This is a genomic window from uncultured Veillonella sp. (genome assembly GCF_963524655.1).
Classification (GTDB): Bacteria; Bacillota; Negativicutes; order Veillonellales; family Veillonellaceae; genus Veillonella.
This window is the reverse complement of record NZ_CAURHA010000024.1, coordinates 1-20,855: the sequence shown is the minus strand read 5'-3', so window position 1 is coordinate 20,855 and position 20,855 is coordinate 1. Positions and strand designations below refer to the sequence as shown.

15 protein-coding genes are annotated in these 20,855 nt (G+C 37.0%); 3 read left to right on the top strand and 12 right to left on the bottom strand.

Annotated elements, in window-relative coordinates; all coding sequences use genetic code 11:
* Nucleotides 1–29 precede the first annotated feature (29 nt).
* The 4 genes from RYM16_RS05970 to RYM16_RS05955 all read right to left on the bottom strand — a co-directional run bounded on the left by RYM16_RS05970 (nucleotide 30) and on the right by RYM16_RS05955 (nucleotide 4,525).
* A complete protein-coding gene (locus RYM16_RS05970; protein WP_105081690.1) occupies nucleotides 30–1,421 on the bottom strand; it encodes a cation:dicarboxylate symporter family transporter in 1,392 nt (463 codons plus the stop codon).
* Between the two features lie 186 nt (nucleotides 1,422–1,607).
* On the bottom strand, nucleotides 1,608–2,330 hold the full coding sequence (locus RYM16_RS05965; protein WP_054748163.1) for a lactate utilization protein C: 723 nt from the start codon (nucleotides 2,328–2,330) through the stop codon (nucleotides 1,608–1,610).
* Complete coding sequence (locus RYM16_RS05960; RefSeq protein ID WP_105098170.1) at nucleotides 2,330–3,775, bottom strand: LutB/LldF family L-lactate oxidation iron-sulfur protein; 1,446 nt, start codon at nucleotides 3,773–3,775, stop codon at nucleotides 2,330–2,332. The genes RYM16_RS05965 and RYM16_RS05960 overlap by 1 nt, the downstream gene beginning before the upstream one ends.
* 12 nt (nucleotides 3,776–3,787) lie before the next feature.
* Nucleotides 3,788–4,525, bottom strand: a complete 738-nt coding sequence (locus RYM16_RS05955; protein WP_009352456.1) for a (Fe-S)-binding protein — start codon at nucleotides 4,523–4,525, stop codon at nucleotides 3,788–3,790.
* A gap of 525 nt (nucleotides 4,526–5,050) precedes the next feature.
* Between RYM16_RS05955 and RYM16_RS05950 the strand changes: the two genes are divergently transcribed.
* Nucleotides 5,051–6,694, top strand: coding sequence for an S-layer homology domain-containing protein (locus RYM16_RS05950; protein WP_314982928.1), 1,644 nt, complete (start codon nucleotides 5,051–5,053; stop codon nucleotides 6,692–6,694).
* 180 nt (nucleotides 6,695–6,874) lie between these two features.
* Complete coding sequence (locus RYM16_RS05945) at nucleotides 6,875–8,242, top strand: S-layer homology domain-containing protein (RefSeq protein ID WP_314982927.1); 1,368 nt, start codon at nucleotides 6,875–6,877, stop codon at nucleotides 8,240–8,242.
* 181 nt (nucleotides 8,243–8,423) lie between these two features.
* On the opposite strand, the gene RYM16_RS05940 is transcribed toward RYM16_RS05945, so the two are convergent.
* Together RYM16_RS05940 and RYM16_RS05935 are read right to left on the bottom strand one after the other, a co-directional pair.
* The gene (locus tag RYM16_RS05940) at nucleotides 8,424–9,266 is read right to left on the bottom strand and encodes a hypothetical protein (protein ID WP_314982925.1); all 843 of its coding nucleotides are present in this window, start codon (nucleotides 9,264–9,266) and stop codon (nucleotides 8,424–8,426) included.
* Between the two features lie 11 nt (nucleotides 9,267–9,277).
* Complete coding sequence (locus RYM16_RS05935) at nucleotides 9,278–11,359, bottom strand: OPT family oligopeptide transporter (protein ID WP_314982923.1); 2,082 nt, start codon at nucleotides 11,357–11,359, stop codon at nucleotides 9,278–9,280.
* Between the two features lie 279 nt (nucleotides 11,360–11,638).
* Here RYM16_RS05935 and RYM16_RS05930 point away from each other — a divergent pair, with 279 nt between their 5' ends.
* Nucleotides 11,639–12,994, top strand: coding sequence for a class II fumarate hydratase (locus RYM16_RS05930; RefSeq protein ID WP_314982921.1), 1,356 nt, complete (start codon nucleotides 11,639–11,641; stop codon nucleotides 12,992–12,994).
* A 780-nt stretch (nucleotides 12,995–13,774) separates the two neighbouring features.
* On the opposite strand, the gene RYM16_RS05925 is transcribed toward RYM16_RS05930, so the two are convergent.
* The 6 genes from RYM16_RS05925 to RYM16_RS05900 all read right to left on the bottom strand — a co-directional run.
* Nucleotides 13,775–14,197, bottom strand: a complete 423-nt coding sequence (locus tag RYM16_RS05925) for a barstar family protein (protein WP_314982919.1) — start codon at nucleotides 14,195–14,197, stop codon at nucleotides 13,775–13,777.
* A gap of 146 nt (nucleotides 14,198–14,343) precedes the next feature.
* On the bottom strand, nucleotides 14,344–15,342 hold the full coding sequence (locus RYM16_RS05920; RefSeq protein WP_314982918.1) for a DUF805 domain-containing protein: 999 nt from the start codon (nucleotides 15,340–15,342) through the stop codon (nucleotides 14,344–14,346).
* Nucleotides 15,343–15,421: 79 nt separating this feature from the next.
* On the bottom strand, nucleotides 15,422–15,763 hold the full coding sequence (locus tag RYM16_RS05915) for a hypothetical protein (RefSeq protein WP_314982916.1): 342 nt from the start codon (nucleotides 15,761–15,763) through the stop codon (nucleotides 15,422–15,424).
* A gap of 154 nt (nucleotides 15,764–15,917) precedes the next feature.
* Nucleotides 15,918–16,319 (bottom strand): hypothetical protein, encoded by a 402-nt coding sequence (locus RYM16_RS05910; protein WP_314982914.1) that lies wholly within the window; start codon nucleotides 16,317–16,319, stop codon nucleotides 15,918–15,920.
* 2,797 nt (nucleotides 16,320–19,116) lie between these two features.
* Nucleotides 19,117–20,298: a metallophosphoesterase gene (locus RYM16_RS05905; RefSeq protein ID WP_314982912.1), complete on the bottom strand. Its 1,182-nt coding sequence runs from the start codon at nucleotides 20,296–20,298 to the stop codon at nucleotides 19,117–19,119.
* A gap of 16 nt (nucleotides 20,299–20,314) precedes the next feature.
* A partial coding sequence (locus RYM16_RS05900; protein WP_314982910.1) for an NUDIX domain-containing protein occupies nucleotides 20,315–20,855 on the bottom strand: 541 nt, incomplete at its 5' end.

Sequence of the window (20,855 nt, the reverse complement as noted above, 5' to 3'; positions counted from 1 at the left end):
TAGTTCAGGTCATATCCTACACTTGAGGATTATACGCGACCTTCGTTAGGGTTATCATAAGCCTCTTTATCGATAGTGCCCATGATTTTATCTACTACGAGAGCATTTGTTAAGGAACCAGATACGTTCAAGCATGTACGGCCCATGTCGATCAATGGATCGATAGCAAGGATTGGGCTGATAGATGTGAAGTACGCACCAAGGCCTGTACCACTAAGAGATACGGATGCAGCCATTGTAGCAGTACCAGGAACACCTGCGATACCAACGGAACCGATTGCGATAACGATAACACTCATGATGTACATAGTCATATCGAATGGAATATTCGCTACGTTAGAAATGTACACTACAACAAGTGCTGGGAATACGCCGGCACAACCTTGCATGCCTGCAGTAGTACCGAAGGATGCTACTGTATTAGCAGTTGTTGCATTTACGCCAAGACGTTTTGTCAATGTTTCAACAGTTAACGGCAATACGCCCATAGAGGAACGGGATGTGAAAGCCAACAATAATGGAGCTTTCGCTTTCTTGAAGTATGTAATCGGGTTGTAACCAAAGCTAGCAATCAAGATAGCTTGAACAACGAACATAATCAAGATACCAACGTAAAGTAATACTACGAATAAGCCCATATCAAGGATAGCTTGTAGGCCACGAGTTGCCAATGTGGAAGCTAACAATGCAACTACGCCATATGGCATAAGGCCAATGATGAAGTCTGCCACCCAAGAAATCAATTGGTGAAGCTCATCAAACAATTTAGTGAACATCTCCATGGAGTTTGTACCAGTTTGTTTTAATAGACGCGCTACGCTGCCTAAGATAATCGCAAATACTACGATACCGATAACATTTGTTTCAGCAGCCGCTTGGATTGGGTTGCTAGGAATCAAAGCACGGAATGTATCAACCATCGGTTTAATTTCGCGAATCTTTTTACCAGACTCAACGATATCAAAGCCTTGACCTAAACCAAAGGCATTACCTAAGATAAGGCCGACCACAGCAGCAACTGCTACCATGCCGAGGTTTGTAGAAACCATTGCCACTACTAACTTTTTAAGATTAGCACCTGCTTCCATGTGCAAAATAACGTGTACAATGGAGATAAAAACGATAGGAATAACAAGCATGCGGATTAAGTCGATGAAGCCGCCACCTACTAGGGAGAACCACTTCGTACTTTCCTTGATGTAAACAACTTTAGTTGGATCATCAGGGAAGCCTGCAATAACTTGAATTGCTACACCAAGTACGGCACCGACAATAGTACCAATAATAACGAGATTACCGAAGGATGTGCCCTTGCGTTGCAATACAAAAATACCAATTAACGCAAGTACAAACACTGCGATAATACCAATACTTAGTGGATTGCTTAACATGAGGTAATCTGTAAAGAATGGAATATTCATAATACACCTCTTTAATTCATATCACAATAATAGGTTATGAATTTAGTATAGCATATATCGAAAAAAATACAAGTACAATATTCGTGATTTTATAATAAAATATATTTTTATTTTGCAATATAATATACAGACAGATAAAAGGCGACCTTCCAAGGAAGATCGCCTTTATTGTATCTAGTTATTATATTATCTATTAACTAAGATATATGTAACGCGGATAGGACCATGCGCACCATCTACAGTTACGAGCTCGATATCAGCCGTACGAGACGGACCGGAAATCAAGCAAATATTTGTAGGGAATTTGGACGGATCGTTGTGGTAACGTTCAGCTAAATGTTCCATAGTTTGTGTCATACGTGGGTTGATTGTATCAGTATATAATACAGCAACATGAGTTTCTGGCAACAAGCTGATTGCACGACCAGACTCTTCACAAGATGCTTGTACTACAGTAGCTGTTTCAGCAATACCACAGAATGGGAATGTAATACCGATATCAGCATTAGCTGTGTTAGAAATATTTTCTTCACGACCTTTAGCTGGGTCCCATTGGAAGTACGTACGAACACCACCATTAGAAGCTGCGTCTTTTTCGAATAATTCTTTTAATTTATATTCTTCAACCTCAGAAGTGCTTGGGAAGATTATCTTACCATTACCACGTTCTTCGATAACAGCCATAATAGTTTCACCTAATTTATCAGGTGTAGTATCTACGAATTTTGTACCTACGCGTTCACATTGTTCTTTGAACATAGTGATAACTTGTTCGCGAGATAATTCTTTGAACATAGTTTCTTGAGGACCATGGCTATAATCAAAAGCCGGTACAGATGTAGGCACTTGATCACGGCCTAATGCACGAGATAAACGTGCAACAAATTGATTACGTTTAACTTCATCCATTATTTTTTCTCCTTTTTCTTGTTCTTTTCATGTTCAGCATATAAATCACGGAATTTCTTGAACTTCAATGTACCCATTTCTTTGGATTTAGTCCAGCCATTCATTACTGGAACAGCTTGAGTCCATGTAGGCATATTGCCTTCTTTGTTACTAATTAAGTTCATACCGATAGCGCCAGCTTTTGTACCAAGATCGAACAATGTGGAGTTGCCGAACATCTTAGCAGCTGCTGTGAAGATAGCTTCTTCAGCTTTTGGACGAGTTTTTTCGATGTCAGCCATAATGTGACGGTGTTCCATCAACAACTCATGCAATGGAATAGCTACTGGACAGTTTTCTGTACATGCGCCGCACAATGTGGAAGCGTATGGAAGGTCGCCTGCTACATCGTAACCTTTGAACAATGGTGTCAATACAGCACCCATTGGACCTGGATATACAGAGCCATAACCGTGACCAGAAACGTGACGGTATACAGGGCAGATATTCATACATGCACCACAACGGATACAACGAAGCATTTCTTGGAATGTACCACCCAAGATACCGGAACGACCGTTGTCGATGATAATGATATGAGTTTCTTCAGGGCCATCAGCTTCACCAGCGCGAGCAGGACCAGTCATCATGGAGAAGTAGTTGGAAATTTTAGCACCTACTGCAGAGCGATTCAACATTTCCATCATAACGTCAAGAGCTTTGAAGTTAGGAACAATACGCTCAGTACCTAAGAAGATTAATTGAGTCTTAGGAATGGAGCTTGCCATACGACCGTTACCTTCGTTGGAAACGATAGTACAAGTACCGGACTCAGCTACCGCAAAGTTACAACCGTTAACGCCTACGTCAGCTTTCAAGAAGCGCTCACGTACATAACCACGTACGAAGTGAGTCATTTCTGTAGGGTTTTCAGTACCTGTGTAACCTAATTTTTCAGCGAAGATTTCGCGGATTTTGTTACGTTCAAAGTGAAGACCTGGTACTACGATGTGAGATGGAGGACTTACTGCAGTTTGCAAAATAAATTCAGCCAAGTCAGTTTCGTTTACTTCGATACCAGCTTCTTCTAAAACTTCGTTCAAACCAATTTCTTCAGTTAAGATAGTTTTGGATTTTACGATCATTTTTGCTTCGCGTTGACGAAGGATATCTAAAGCGATTTGAGTCGCTTCTTTATCGTCGAATGCAAAGTGAACTTTAGAACCAGCTTTTTCAGCATTTTCAGCAAATTGGTTTACATAGTAATCCAAATGATTAAGTACATGATCGCGAATTTCAGCTGCTTCAGCGCGGAAATCTAACCATTCAGGAACATCCGCAACTACTGTATTACGTTTATCATAAAACACGTCTTGTGCTTTTTTGATGGCTGCTACTTTGAAATCGTCAGCCAAACATTCTTGTATACGTGTTTTATAGGGGCGATTGTCATATATAAGTGCCATGTCGTCTCCTCCTTAACGGCAGTTTAAGATTTCAGCAATATGCATTACTTTGATACGGCGATCGATTTCGCCTTCTTTATGAAGACGATCAAGCATACCAGCGATGTTCATCAAGCACGCTTGGTCAGAACCGGAAATAACGTTAGCACCTGTGCTAGCAATTTCCAATGCTTTTTCGCGTGTCATAACTTCACTAATTTCAGGGTTTTTAACGGAGAAAGTACCGCCGAAACCGCAGCAACGGTCTGCACGTGGTAATTCGATCAAGTTGATATCTTTAACATTTTTAAGGAGTTTGAAAGGAGGCTCTTTAATGCCCATCAAACGAGTTACGTGGCAAGATGTGTGGTATGTAACGGAGTCGTTGAAACGAGCACCTACATCTTCTACACCTAATACGTCAGTAATGAATTGAGTGAACTCGTAAATTTTGCCGCTCAATCGTTCTGCACGCGCCAACCACTCAGGTTGATCTTTCAAGAAATGATGATATTCATCACGGATTGCAAATGCGCAAGAGCCGGACATGCTGACTACATATTCAGCGTTCTCGAAGCATTCGATTGTGTTCTTGATAGCGTCCATAGCCGCTTCATTGTAACCAGAGTTAGTGAACATTTGGCCACAACATACTTGTTTCTTAGGAACTACGAGCTCGCAACCTAATCTTTCAAGTACTTCTACACCAGCCATGCCCACATGTGGGTAGAACATGTCAATCAAACACTGTTGGAAAAGATGAATTTTCATATTATCGTCCTCGTCTTTTCTAGTACTTAACCTAATAAAAAATTTTGATATGTATGCGTTATGGCAAGAATTCTAGTGAAAGTTTTTCAATAATTTTCTGCCCGAAACATTACTTATGCTTTCAAATAAATATTCAAAAGCTTTATCGATATAATTATAAATTAATCCTATAGAAAATGTCCAAAGGATTGCTATATTCGTATGTACCCTTTTAATTCTTATATCGTTATGACTTTTTGTAATAATAAACATTGCTTTTTATCACATTCATTATTTTATTTATCAATTTTTCTTGTAAAAGCTATATAAAACCTAGATTTTGCGAATGTTTATCATTTCGCATTTTAAAAGGTCAAAAAACCTTATTTTTACCGTAATTCATCGTATTTTTACATAAATAGCAGTAGAATTTCAAATTCATGTAAATTTTATCCTTATATATTACATTTTCTTATAGTAGTGTATAAATTTAAAAAGTGTTATAATTTATTTTATATAAGTATAGTTTGAAAGGAGCCTTTTTCAATGAAACTAAATAAATTATCTTTGTCCTTGGCAATCACATTGGCCCTTGGTTCCACATTCGGCATGGCTCACGCTGAAACAACCGCGGCACATACAAAAGCAAAAACAACAACAGTAACAAATACACAAGCTAAAGCAACACCTGCGAAAGCTACAACTGCTAAAACAACTGCAAAAACAGAAACTAAAGCTACAGAAGCTAAACCAGCTACAGCTGAAAAAGCTAGTGAAGCAAAAGCGGAAGCTAAACCTACTGCAAAAGCAACAGAAGCTAAAACAACAACTAAAGCTAAAGAAGCATTGCCAGCAGGCGTGTACACAGACACTAAAGACAACTGGGCACGCGATGCGATCCAAGCGATGTCTCAAGCTGGTTACCTTTCCGGTTACTCTGACAATACGTTCAAACCTAGCGCTCAAATCACACGTGAACAAGCAGCTGCTATTTATGGTAAAGTGTTGCAACACAACTTAAACGAACAAGAATTAGCTGATATCGTAACTAAAGAATCCGCTACTTCCTACTCTGACGTAGAAGCAGATCGTTGGTCTAACTCCGCTATCAAATTGGTAAGCGCTGCAGGCGTTATGCAAGGCACATCTAAAACAGCTTTCACACCTAGCAAAACTATGAACCGTGAAGAGTTTGTTGCCTCCGCAGCTAGCTTAGCTAAAAAATTAAACATTACAACTCCTGTAAAAACAGAAAAAATAAGATTTAAAGATGAAGATAGCATTTCTTTAGATTATGTGGCAGATATTAACTACATGGCAGAACGTGGCATTGTAGCATCTGGCACAACAGAAAACTTTAACCCTAAACAACCTGTAACAAGAGCACAAGCGGCTACAATTTTGAACCGCATGCTTAACGGTGCTGGCCTTGCTACACCAAAACACGCTGCACCTGAAGCTAAAGCTGAAACAGCTGTAAAAGAAGATGCTAAAAAAGTAGAAAAAGCAGTTGAAAAAGATGCATCCAAAGTAAGTAAAGATGCAAAAAAAGACGTAGCTAAACTAGATAAAGACGCTAAAAAAGATGCTGCAAAAGCTGATAAAGCGGTAAAAGAAGATGCTAAGAAAGCAGAAAAAGCTGCTAAAGCTGATGCTAAAAAAGTAGAAAAAGACGTAAAACACAATAAAAGCGAAGCAGTAGCTCAAAAAACTGAACCTACGCGCACAGTTCGCCCTGTTCGTCGCAGTACTTTAAAAGCACTCGATCAAAAACAACAATCCTCCTTGGAAGATAAAGTATTCGTAGAGTTAAATAAAACTTACAAAACACCAGAAGCTTTCCAAGATTATGGTGTAATGTACTGGCGTGACAACCAATTACACGTAGCGTTGAAATCAGATAGCGATATTTCCACAGTAAAAGCTAACCTTGCTTCCCGTGGCGATTCCACTGTTAATAACTACGTTGTAGTTGAACCATCCCAATACAGCCAAACTGAATACGATGCAATCGATGCGAACTTCCGCAACTACTACAGCAAAAACGAAAAAGCTGGCACAATCTTAGCTACATTCCCTGATGTAGAAAACAACCAACTTTACGCTGTAGTATCCACTGCATCTAAAGACACTCAACAAGGAATCTCTAAATTATTCGGTTCCAAAGTAAAAATGACAGTAAAACGCTAATCGGCGTTACACTTAACCAGCCAAGGCAGCGTATGCTCGATAGTATTACGCTGCTTTGTTGTATATCACTATGCATGCTCCTATTGACTATATTACGACGAATATAGATTTTTATGCTGGTGAAAGTTTATATTCTACGGCTATCGAGCGTTAGCCTTTACCAAGATTAGGAAGGATTTTATGTACAAGAATACCCCTTACGCATTACGTGCCCTTATTTTAGGCACATTATTAGCTGCCACAGGCCTTGGTTTTGCCTCTGCCAATACAACAACTACGACTAATGCTCCTACAACTACAATTGAATCTACTAAAGCTGGATCTACTTTACAAGCCCCTATAGTTGGCTCCGCTAAAGCAGATACATCTAATGTGGACGTTGCTAAAGCAGAAGCCTCTACAAAGGCAACACCTGTAGTTGTAAACAAATCTATTGGTACTCCGCAAGATATCCAAAAGATTCGCGCCCACATCTTCACAGATGTACCTAGCGATTTTTGGGCTGCAAACTCCATTAGTACTGTAACGAAAGCAAATCTAATGAAAGGTTACTCTGACGGCACATTCCGACCTAATCAACCTATGACACGTGAAGAAGTAGCAGCACTCTTTAACAACATTACTGATGATGGGACGGCAGCATTCTTATCTAGCAAATTTAAAGATATTACATCTGACCGTTGGTCTGCTCTTGCCATTGAGTCCGTAGCTCGCAAAAATATCATTAGCGGCTACGGTGACGAAACATATAAACCTGAAAAATATATGTCTCGTCAAGAATTTGCTGTAGTAGCAGATAACTACCTTCACTACTTAGGCTATACTACAGAGGATCCAACAGCCCTCGATCATATTGCCTATGCAGACCAAAAATTCGTAGCCCCTTGGGCTCAAGATGCAGTTCGTGAACTTGCATCCCTTGGCTTCACACTCTACACGCCAGGCACATTATTCAACCCTGAAAAATACATAACACGTGCAGAGGCTGCCGAGATTGCGTACCGCATGACACAAACGGAACAATCCCTTGCGTTCCACAATACATTGTTCAAACAACAAGTAGAAAATAAAACAGCTAAGATCATCAGCAAAGCTTTAAGCTATGACAACGACTTCACAAAATTCCGTCAAGATGGTGCCCTCTTCTGGGAAGCAGGTCAATTACATGCATCCTTAACAGATCAAAAGAAAGCTGACCTCGTTACTAACGCTATCGCACAAGCTCACGATCCACAGTTAGATAGAGCTGTAGTTGTATCAAAAGGTAAACTGACACAAGAACAACTAGAGGATTATCAATCCGATGCGATCGCCCTGTACCAAGAGAAGGAACCGCAAGGAAAAATTCTTTCCATCGCACCAAACACTGATACAAGTGCCCTTCTTATTACCGTTGATTCCATTCAAAAACCAACCCTAAAAGCATTCAAAAAGAAATTTGGTGAGAAAGTGTTCCTACAACTACCACCAGAACCACTTACAAACACAAATGGAGCAATTCAATTCCCATTGCCTCCACGGGTAAATTATTACAACGACAAACAGTAAATAAGGGAAACCTAAAAAGCCGTGTACGTACACGGCTTTTTATTATGACTAAATTCATTTCTCCAAGTTTAACTATCGTGGCATAAAAATTTCTACAAAAAAACCGCCCCCAATGGGAGCGGTTCTTTTGACATTAAACAGCTGTTACTATACACACAATCGAATTCACACGGTTCGATTATTATTTTGTTACATCATTTTGGCGGTCACGTAAGTTACCAACTGGTACATATACAGTGCCTGCACTGTGGATTGTATCCACGTCTTGTTGCAAGATCATTACAACGGAATAATCATCAGTTGTGTAGAACTCAGTCGGCATTTTGTCGATGTTTACATCGCCACCTAATTTGTCTTTCACTTCTTGATTATTATTAATAGCATTCACTAACTCTTTTTTGTTAAGACCACCAAGGTCATACAAGGACAATTGACGACCTGTTGTAGTGTTAAAAGTGAAGCCTTTTACATAGTTCACACCATTTGCATCGCGATCACGCATTGTGTATGTGTGAATCAATACGCTGAAAATGCCATTTTTATCTGTTTTAACATCGTAGTACATCACTACATTTGTTTTATCAGCTTCTTTAGCATTTAATTTCTCTACATCATTTTGTACTTTAGCAACATACTTTTTAATAGTTGTATTGATTGCTTTTTCTACAGTTGGGCTAACGGATTTAACCTCTGGGAATACTAAGTCCAAATGATCTGTAGTGGATTCCACAGGGGATACTCCCACCTCTTTACGGTCCATATAACGGTCCGCATTTGGTGCTACTACCTCAACTACATTGCGGTCAACTTTAGATGCTTCAGAGCGCAATGCACGATTTTGCTCTGGAGTAGCAGTGCTAGAGATACGACGCGTTAAATCATTGCGACTTACTTTATTCGTATCAGCTTGAGCCGCTTGCACTGTTGCTGTGTCTTTTGTTACAGGAATTGCTTCGCTTGCTGCAAAGGATACTACTGGTAATGCAGCAGCCATCATGATGAGTACAGACTGTTTTAATTTCATTGTTTAACCTCTTATTGTTGTTCTTGTTCAGCTTTCATAGCCAAAGCTTCTTCTTTATTGAATTTGTGTGTTACAACACGACGAACAAGGTAGAGACCAGAGAATGCGAATGCAAGCAATCCTAACCATTGTGCTGTGCTTTCAAAATCAGGACCTACTAATTCAAGTGGAGATTCACCACCACCAGTTGTAACAGACAATACAATAATAACAGCTATGATTACACCAATCAAGCTTTCACCAACAATCAAACCAGAAGCGAAGAGAACGCCACGGCGATTAGATTGTTCAATATCGTATTCAGCGAGTTCGCCAGCGCGCATTTTAGCACGAGCTACTAGGTAACGGCCTACGAAATAGCTAATGAAAGAACCTAAGATAAGAGGCACTTCCAATGTTGGTGGTAAGTAGATACCCATACCAACTGCCAATGGAGGCAATGTTAAGGAAGCTGTTGTGCCTTTAAGAATCAAGTTAACGATGATTGCTACTACGCCAACACCAACGCCGATCAAGATGTAATCCCATTCCATACTGGAGTTGAAGATACCTTGAGCGATTGTAGTCATCAACGTTGCTTGAGGAGCGGATAATGCAGCATTAGGATCCATTTCAGCACGTGGTAACGCACCTGTGAAGCCATATGCTTGGTAAAGCAAGTTAAGAACTGGAGCAATTGCTACTGCACCGGCTACGGAACCAAGTAACAACGCAATTTGTTGACGCCAAGGTGTTGCACCAACGAGTTGACCAGTTTTCAAGTCTTGCAAGTTATCATTAGAAATAGATGCAATTGCGATAACTACGGATGTCATGAAGATAGCCATAGCTGTAGCGAATTGAACACCGGCTTCTGTAGCGAACAAGTTATTTTCAGAAGCGATGAAGTACACCACTAAGGAAGAAATAATAGTCGCCAAGATACCGATACCGGAAATTGGAGATGCAGATGTACCGATAAGGCCTGCCATGTAACCACAAGCTGCAGCTACGAAGAAGCCGATTAATAAAGCTACTAAGATGCCTACTACAACAAGAGTCCACATTAAGCCAGCACTAATAGGTACTGCAGAAACGAATTCCCAGAATGTGAATACTAAACCAATAAGGATAACTGCGAACACGCCTAAAACGGATTTTGTGCTCATATCTGTATCCATGCGATGCAATTCGCGTTCAGAGGAACTGCTGTTCATGGATTGTACAGAAATTTTCATACCTTCGATGATAGGTTTGATCAAAGTAATCAAAGTCCAAATCGCTGCGATACCGATAGCACCAGCACCGATGAAACGAACTTTAGATTTCCAGATACCCATTGCAAATTTAGCAGTAGCGCCACCATCTGGAGCAAACATGTTAGTGAAGTAAGGTACGAAGCCAGCCCACGCGATGAGTACACCAACGAGGATAGCGATACCAGATGCGATACCGATAAGGTAACCAGCACCTAACAACGCTGTAGAGAAGCCCAATGGAATTTGAGTAATACCTTTGCTACCTACAGGAAGCCAGAAGCTCATGCTGTCGCCAAGTACTTTAAAACCATTTGCACAAAGGCTGATAAGACCAGCTACAAAACCACCGGATAGGATGTCGCCCATACCAGAGCTAGATTGAGGGCCTTGATCACCATTGTGAGAGCCCACTTTCAAAATTTCTGCTGCTGCACGGCCTTCTGGATATGGTAGATCACTATTTACTACCATGGCACGACGCAATGGAATAGTGAATAACACACCTAGAGAACCACCGCATGCGCAGAGCAAGAATGTTTGCCAGAACGGGAAGCCGTTCCAATACCCAAGCATGAGTAGACCTGGCAAGATAAAGATAATTGCGGACAAAGTACCGGCTGCTGAAGCCTGTGTTTGTACCATGTTGTTTTCAAGAACGTTAGAATCCTTGAAGAAACGTAAAATTGCCATTGAAATAATGGCTGCCGGAATGGATGACGAGAATGTCAAACCAACCTTCAAACCGAGGTATACGTTAGATGCTGTAAAAATTACAGTAATCAATGCACCAAGTAGCATCCCACGTATTGTCAGTTCCGGCAGATGAAGGTCATGGCTCATAAAGTCATGTTTCATAAGTACTTACCTCCTCTGTGAAACTAGAGCTTAAAACAATATAATAAGCTACTTCCATTTTAACGTGTTAAAGCGATGATTTCAATATATATGCGATATTTATAATGTATACATGTAAATAGATATAATTTATGCCCCTTATATGCATAAATCGCATATATAACTCCTTTCTATATGAAAATAGAAATCATTCTCTTTTATTCTGTACAAATATGCAGGATTCTATATAATTAAATTACCGACATTAAGGTCGGCATGGCTTTTAAGGAGGTTGTAATTATGGAAACAAGAATTGAATATGATTCAATGGGACCAGTCGAAGTCGACGCTAGACGAATTTACGGACCTCAAACGCAACGCTCGTTCAATAACTTTAAGATCGGTGACCACCGCATCCCTATTGAACAAATCAAAGCTCTTGCGCTTGTAAAAAAAGCATGTGCTTTAACAAATGCAAAATGTGGCGCAGTATCTGAGGAAAAAGCGAAGCTCATCGCTCAAGTAGTAGATGAGATTGTAGATGGCAAATGGGATGATGAATTCCCATTAACGGTATTCCAAACAGGTTCTGGCACACAGACTAATATGAATGTGAACGAGGTAATCGCTCACCGGGCTAAACAGTTAGATGAAAGTACTCCACTCCATCCTAACGACGATGTAAATCGCGGTCAAAGTACTAACGATACATTCCCTACGGCAATGCATATCTGTGGATACTTTGAAATTACAAAACGCGTAATCCCCGCATTGGACGGCCTTATCGCATCCTTTGAAAGATTGCAAGAAAAAGGGAAAGGCTTGCAAAAAGTTGGTCGTACTCACCTACAAGATGCGACTTTCATCATGGTGGACCAAGAAATCAGCGCCTTTGTGGACGGCTTAAAAACTGCTAAAACTATGCTAGTTCAAAACGCTGATTACCTTCTCGACGTAGCCCTTGGCGGCACTGCAGTCGGCACAGGTGTAAATACGCCTAAAGGCTATCTAGACGTTATGGAAACTGTATTGCCAGAAGTAACAGGTGCGCCATTCCGCGTGAAGAACAACAAATTCCAAGGACTCGCTCTTAAAGATGCGTTCATGATGGCTCACGGTGCACTCAACACATTGGCTACTACCCTATTCAAAATCGCTAACGACGTGCGCTTCTTAGGCTCTGGTCCTCGCTGCGGTTACGGCGAATGGCATCTACCTGAAAATGAACCGGGCTCCTCCATCATGCCAGGCAAGGTAAATCCTACACAATGCGAAGCCTTGACCATGGTATGCGCCCAAGTATTCGGTCACAATACGACTATGACCCTCTGTGCAGGCAGCGGTGCGTTCCAATTGAACGTGTACATGCCTATCATGATCTATGATTTTGTTGAAAGCTGTCGCCTCCTTGCAGATGCTATGAATTCTTTCACAACACACTGTATCGACGGTGTAGAATTCGTACCTGAAAAACTCAACTTCTTTGTAGAACAATCCCTCATGATCGCCACATCCTTAACACCATACATCGGCTACGATAAGAGCGCTAAGGTTGTAAAAGAAGCGTACAAACGAGGCTGCTCTATCAAAGAAATCATTTTGGAAGAAAAACTTATGACCGAAGACGAATTTGCCGAAGCAGTTCGCATGAAATAAAATCTCTATCATCTCTATGACATATATGTAACATCCTCTCATACCTCAAATGAACGGAATATAAAAGGACGCTATAGTCTTGAATCCTTCGAAGATTAGACTATAGCGTCCTTTTGCGTTTAAATGATCGTATTCTTAAAGTTAATTCCAATATACTTATTCTTTTTCATTTCGTTTTAACCGTCTATATATAAAGTACCACCCTAATATAAAAACTCCACTAATAATGTAAGCACTACCATAAAAATATATCCAAAACTCATCATGACCTAGCTCTGGCTCCATAACAATACTTAGTGTAATGCCTCCTAGAAAAAAGATCATACCAGCACAAAAAATAAAATTGAATATTTTTAAAAACATTTTTACCTCAGTAGGACTCTAGTCTGCGCAAAAAAAGCTCATACAAAACAAATCTAGCTAAAACCATAGGAACTAGTAGTAAGCTTCCCCCTATAAGTTATTAATTTGTATGCCAAAAATATTATTCCTATTATTAGAATTAAGTGCTGAAGCATTACTTATCTATATCCTTTTTAATCAGATTTAATTTTATCTTTAGCACACTCTCATTTACCGCAACAAATACAAAAGAACCGATATTTCTAGCAACGACCTTCTAAATATAAATCTTATAATAGAATTACATGATTAGGCGTCTTATCAAATGGAATTACATATTCTAAAAGACTTATTAATTCTTTCAGAGCATTTACTTAGTTGAACGTAAAAAGGACTGTAGGGGAAGTAAAAGCTCGCCTTCTATATCAAGCACTAATACTAAAAATCATCATATTGACTCATAACACAATATACATCAAATTGCCGTGGCTGCATTGATCCACTCGTTACTTTTACTACTTCATTCTCCCAATACGGCAATACTTCTTCCCAAAAGACTGACATAGCTAAACCTTGTAATGTTAGATCTCTACCAAATAACTCGTCAATATTTTTAAAGATTATTAGAATAGATTTACTTCTATCCCAAAATGCTAAATCTCTCATCCAATCGGAGAAAGCCGCCCAATTATTAACAAGCGTAGGGAAATTAAAGTGAGCACCTATATGTAACCAGAATTCCTCTTTAGTTGATATACTTTTACAATCAAGCTCTAAAACAGAATCATAACTATTATGTATATTATCCAGTTCTATAAATCCGTCATAAGAGATATATGTTAATTTATTAATATATTTCACTTATTAGTAACCTCTATTTATTCAAATCTACTAAAAGATAAGATTAATGTATATTTCATATTTTTTATTTTAACATTAAATCTTTAGTTTTAATAAATTAATACAATAACACCTACTACGAGATTCTCATAGCAGGGGTTAATTAGTTATAAGGGATAATAAAAAATTGAGTTACTTTCCTGATCATATATTGCGGAAGTTTTATTATAGAGCAAATACATCACATATATATTAACTAACGGTACAAATAAACACAAAAACCAGAAAACACTGCTATTTGTATCTATTAATCGTCTACATATCATTGTAATTACAGTATATGTAAGATAAATATATAACGCATATCTTAAAATGGATGACTCAATTGTATAAGTTACAACAAAGTTATACATAATAAAAGCTAAAAACACATTAAACATACCCCACTGACGAACAGTACTACGTCCATAAAACCATAAACTATCTATTAAAATACTTTTATAGATATCAACCCAGAAAGGATAATTATCCTGACGACTATAATACAACTTTAAAGTCTTAATCTGTCCATCGGTTAAATCATTTCTATGGCCCCACCATACATCAATAACTTTATTATCAAAAATAATCCCATTAGTTTCAATAACATTATGGTTAGACCATAATTTATCAATTCCAAATGTAAAAAGTAGAAGAGTCCCGTACAAAAAAGGAAAGAACAATTCAGGTGTATCTACGCTCCATAGTACCTCATTCCCAAATATATAGTCAGTAGTACTTGTAAACCTAAAATTAGAACTAGAAATAGTAATACTATTCCCCAGTAGCAAAACCACTATTAAAAAAATCATTATAACGACATTAAGCCAATTAAAAGAATCTTTTTTATAATAATTCAATCTCATATAATTTATACTAAATATATAAAGAGTATAAAGAATAGCACCAACATAAGATATCATATTGTAATCATGTTGTGTATATGTTATCCCCGGAATAAGAGATAGTATAAATACATTAGTCTCTATCCCCAAAAAAACTAGTAGAGCTATTGAAAGATAAGTTTGTATATTCATTGTAAGTGTTTTAAGTTTACTTACATATTTAATTAACTCTACTACTTCAATCTTAAATTTAATAAATTCTGATTGTATAAAAGTATTCATGTCTTTTCATTCACTTTTTTATTTATATCCCTAATTGCAAATCAGATATAAATAATAATTTAAATCCTCATAGATTTATCTAAAATACCAGTAAATCAAGATTAAATGTCAAAACCATCAGTAACCACATAAGCAATAAATAAATAGCTTGTCTAAAATATTGTTTCCTCACCTCAATGTATTCACTGCGTTTCATCAATCCAACATTGTATGATCTGTATTCTAATAAATGGTTATGTATATTAAAAGCTAATAAAGCATCTAATAATATAACCCCTGATAAAACTCTTTCTATAATCGTAAACGTAGAATAAGTATCATCTAAAACAAATACGAGTAAAACAAAACCTAACGAGATCCATATATTAAAAAGACTCAACAAATTATACCAATCATAATCACGCCCCAATTCAATAGTCACAAGACCACATTTACGTAAAACTGCTAGAAAGAGTTTTAAAAAAGCATATAGAAAAAAATCATAATTATCAAGGTTAATATGGGTTGTTTTAAAACTATATCCTCAACACTTGTTAATAAAAACATTTGTTATACAGACACCTCTCTATTAAACTCTATATTAGCTTATTAACTTTTAACAAAATTAGAGCAGACATTATGTAAGCAAAAATAAAAAGAACTACATACATCTGTTTTTTTCTAGCCCATTCATAATAGCGACTACGAGGTGGCTGTTTTAATAATACAGCTAACACAAAAACAGGCTGCAAGAACCACACTAATACAATTGGTACAGCGATGTAATCTAAGAAATAAAACATGCTAAACAACATAAACGGATATGTAATAATTGCCGACCAGGAAAGAACTTTCATAAAGCCATAATCAGAATTAGCAATTAAAGATACTAATAATGGTGAAAGTTTTTTCCTTAATAAGATTTTATAGATAAGCCAATATAAAGCAATCCAAGAAAAAATGATAGCTTCTAAAACTAATGGTAAATGAATATGCACAAATGCTAACTCCTTTTACGACTTAAATAGTTATAAATATAGTTCCATACCATATAGATCAAAAGGATTACAATATATACAGTAACAAAAAAATAAAAATCGACTTCATCCTCAATCATTTCAGGATTTGTAACAATAGTAAAAGGGATAATTATAAGAAAGAAAAGTACAACGCCCCTCACAAAATAATTATAGATTTTTAAAAACATATACCTACTCCCATATAAAAACTATATTTTCACAACACAATAAAATTTTAACTCTAATATATCATAGTTTTTATATAAGTTCATATAATAAAATGGATGCCCCCCTGTAAAATACAGGGAAGCATCCATGTGTTTGGGCCAGTAAATAATATGTGTCCAGGGAAATAGGTATATATCACACTATAGGATAACCTTATTTCTCTAATATTTAGTCCAATGTCTTACTTTAACCCTTCAATCTATTTAATTAAAAGACTACATATATTAATTTAGTATACACAAGAAAAGTATTGAACTCAAATAAGGCAAATACCTTTTCATCAGGTTATAACACCCTAGATAGTCAAAACTTTTTTGGCAAAAATTATAAAAGGAATATTCTAGCTATTAAATTTCATTCTACAATTAAGCATCTATTATAGTCTAAAAAGCTTTAGAATTTAATAAATGAGTAACACAAGAAATATAAACACGAAAAATATAGTTTTAGGTAATATATACAAATATTCCTTCCATAATTCTTTCTTTAAGGCTATATATTGCTCACTATTATATGGGAGCGATTCCAGTGCACTCTTATTATGTACGTATATAACAACAAACTGCCATATAACTGCAACTATTAATAATCCCTCTGAAAGCCAATAATAATCAATAAAATTCATATAGTATGCAAAAACTCCTAATATAGCCAAAATACTCTCTACTACTTTTACTTGTTTTGTCTTTCTTATATGATACGCATTTACTAATATTTCTTTTTGACTACATATATATTCCAACGATAAAAATAATATAAGAATCAATAAAACTATTATTCCAACCATAAGTACCTAATCCAGCCTCTCCTCAATTTTTTCTCTTACATATTTCTCATTATCCTTTTCTATTTGCTCTTTAGTTATAGGTGGTACCTCACGATCTTTAAATTCTTCAAACCTTTCATCCGCAATCGTAGTATGATCTGTATTCTAATAAATGGTTATGTATATTAAAAGCTAATAAAGCATCTAATAATATAACCCCTGATAAAACTCTTTCTATAATCGTAAACGTAGAATAAGTATCATCTAAAACAAATACGAGTAAAACAAAACCTAACGAGATCCATATATTAAAAAGACTCAACAAATTATACCAATCATAATCACGCCCCAATTCAATAGTCACAAGACCACATTTACGTAAAACTGCTAGAAAGAGTTTTAAAAAAGCATATAGAAAAAAATCATAATTATCAAGGTTAATATGGGTTGTTTTAAAACTATATCCTCAACACTTGTTAATAAAAACATTTGTTATACAAACACCTCTCTATTAAACTCTATATTAGCTTATTAACTTTCAACAAAATTAAAAACTTTAACTCTAATATCTCATAAGTTTTATAGCTATTAAGATCATAAAAAATACGATTATAAAAACATATATCATATTGAATAGATTATTAATCTCCTTAACTCCATTTTTCTTAAATGCTTGTATTAATAGCTTTACTTGTTTACGACTTAACATATATAAAACTATGTGCAATACTATCCCCGCTAGTATTGCTGCTTTTAGATTTCCTTCGTATCCACCAGTTATCATTGCGCTAATAAGAGCTATATCCATAAGAATAATTGGAATGGTACATATAATAACTCTATAGATAAAAAATTTACTATACATTAATCTACACCTATAAAATAGCCCTACCATATCAAATGCTTCAATCTAATCAATCATTCAGTTAAATATCATCCACAATAATATAGCTGTTATGAAATATAAATAATACCGAAAAACCTTTGCATTAGAATAGTTTTTTGAGGATTTAAGTTTAAATGTTGCAATGATCTCAACAATAACTAAGATACCCATATTTACATAGAGTAAACTAAGATAATCAACTAAATCGGGAATAAAAAATGTCTGCACCATAAGAAATAGACTGACTGGAATCCCTAAACCTAATAAAAGACCATATAGATTAGGGAATTCCAACTCCATATTACTTTTTAAAATATAGAGTCTAAACAACCTATATAAATAATAAGCAAAAAGGCCTACAGGTAATCCGATTTTATAAATAGATAACGGAATCATTTTTTAATACACTCTCGTCATTAAACAACACAACTAAAAATTTTAACTCTAATATATCACAATCTTTATATAAGTTCATATAATAAAAAGAGGTATTGTATTAAAAAATACAATACCTCTTTTTGTTTGTACCCTATGGTTTTCTAGTATTTCACAAGGTTTATAGTCATTAGCAAAATCAAAGATATGATGAAAACCATATCTTTCGTATTTAATAGTTCATAGGTCTCGTTAAATGTATTATTCTTGAATGCTTGTATTATCAGTTCTTCTTGTTTACTGAGTTCTAGGTATACATCTAAATGGCATCCAATGGCCACGAGGATTGCTATTTTGAGATATCCCTTATATATATCTGCTGTCATGGCTTGAATTAGAGAGATATCAAATAGCATAAGCACAACAATACATATAAAGATTTTATGGATAAAGGATATATTATACATGATTGTATCCCTATAATGAGCTCACCTTTTATTCTAAAGAGCTCACCTTTACTTTTAAGCTACTCCATCAAAAAATGTAATGACTGTAATTTCTCGTGGACAGTTGATACGAATTGGGAACCAGTGGCCTGTACCGTTATTGACGTAGCATACGCTTTGGTCTTCAACGTAGCGACCTTTTGTATATGGAGTGCCCGTTGGCACTACAGGAACGCCCATAAATACAATTTGACCGCCATGGGTATGACCAGAAAGGGTCAACGGAATCTTGTGTTCAATGGCTTCTTCAAAGAATTCAGGGTGATGTGCCAATAGGATAACAAAGGCATAGTCGGGAATACCGGACAAAGCTTTAGAAATCATAGCTTCTCGGCTATCTTTTTGACGGCTGTTATCGTATGTAACGCCTGCAATATATACAGGTTGTTTGCCACCCATAATTTGAATATTACTATTCACAAGAATGTTCATCGGTGTATTTCGTTTGAAAGAATCTAGCACTTTATTTACATCGTGATGGTACTCGTGATTACCTAAGATGAAATCTACACCATCAGGAATTTGTTTTGCAAAGGTTGTCAGTCTTTCACAGACCTCAGGCAACCAGGCTAATTTATCGATGAGATCGCCTGTGATAACGACACGGTTAGGCTTTTGTAAAAGCGCCAATTTTAGGATTTCATCAAAGTCGTCTAAGTCGATGCTAGCCCCTATGTGAACGTCACTAAGTTGCACGATTTTATAGTCTTTTAGCCCAGGAGGCAAGTTCGTGTAACCAAATTTTTCATTCGTTACCACTATTTCCTGTTGACCGGCAAAGGCAGCATAGCTAGAGCCACCAATAGTTGCCAAGGGCACTACGGTTGCAGCAGTTCTAAAGAAGGCACGGCGCCCCGTTCTATTTTCCTCTGGCGTTTTGCTCCAAATCTTATTAACTGCCCAGTATAACAAGCTGAAGACGATAAAGATGGGAATAGCCAAGAATAAGCCAAAGAGGAAACCGTAGCTTTCAGTACGGAACATATTCATTAGCGGATAGTACAACGTGCCGTATAAATCCACTTGATGTAACAAGTAGTATCGGATGGCAGCGAACCACGCACCGATAATAATTATATACCCTACCCAAGCAGGCCATTTCTTTTTAGGCTTCCATAAGTTGAGGAATAGCGCCCAAAAGCCCACCAAACCTAACACTAGGATGGTGCCAAAAATTATATTAAATAGCATTCTCATTCATTGCTCCTACAAATTATTTTGCCATCTCCGTCAATTTACCATGAGGACCTGCCCAAGCATAGTCGGCGAACTCGTCGCGCTTTATGAGCATCCAGTCCTTTGGCAATTGCTTTTGGATGGCTCCGATTGTTATATTGTTAGCATCTCCTACGTACGTCAAATCGCCGCGGAATGCTTTCATAAACCATTTTCTATGAGAGAAAATATGTGTTATTTCTTTTACTAATACAGGTTGTAAAGCTAGTTCAAAACCTAGGTCTTTAACTAATGATTCAAGGCCTCGTTCACCTTCGTCAAAGGCAGATACCATTTCCACCGAAGGGAGTTCCCACATGGACCGTAGCAACCCACGATTCGGGCGTTTATGCAATAGGTAGTAGTCTTTATATTGCAAGATACCTACAAATAGGGGCACCTCTACAACCTTCGTTTTCTTGATGCGCACAGGTAATTTGTCCGTATCCTTATGTTGGTATGCTTCGCACATGTTTACAATAGGACATTCCCCACAGCGCGGAGTTTTTGGAATGCACACAGCAGAGCCAAAATCCTGT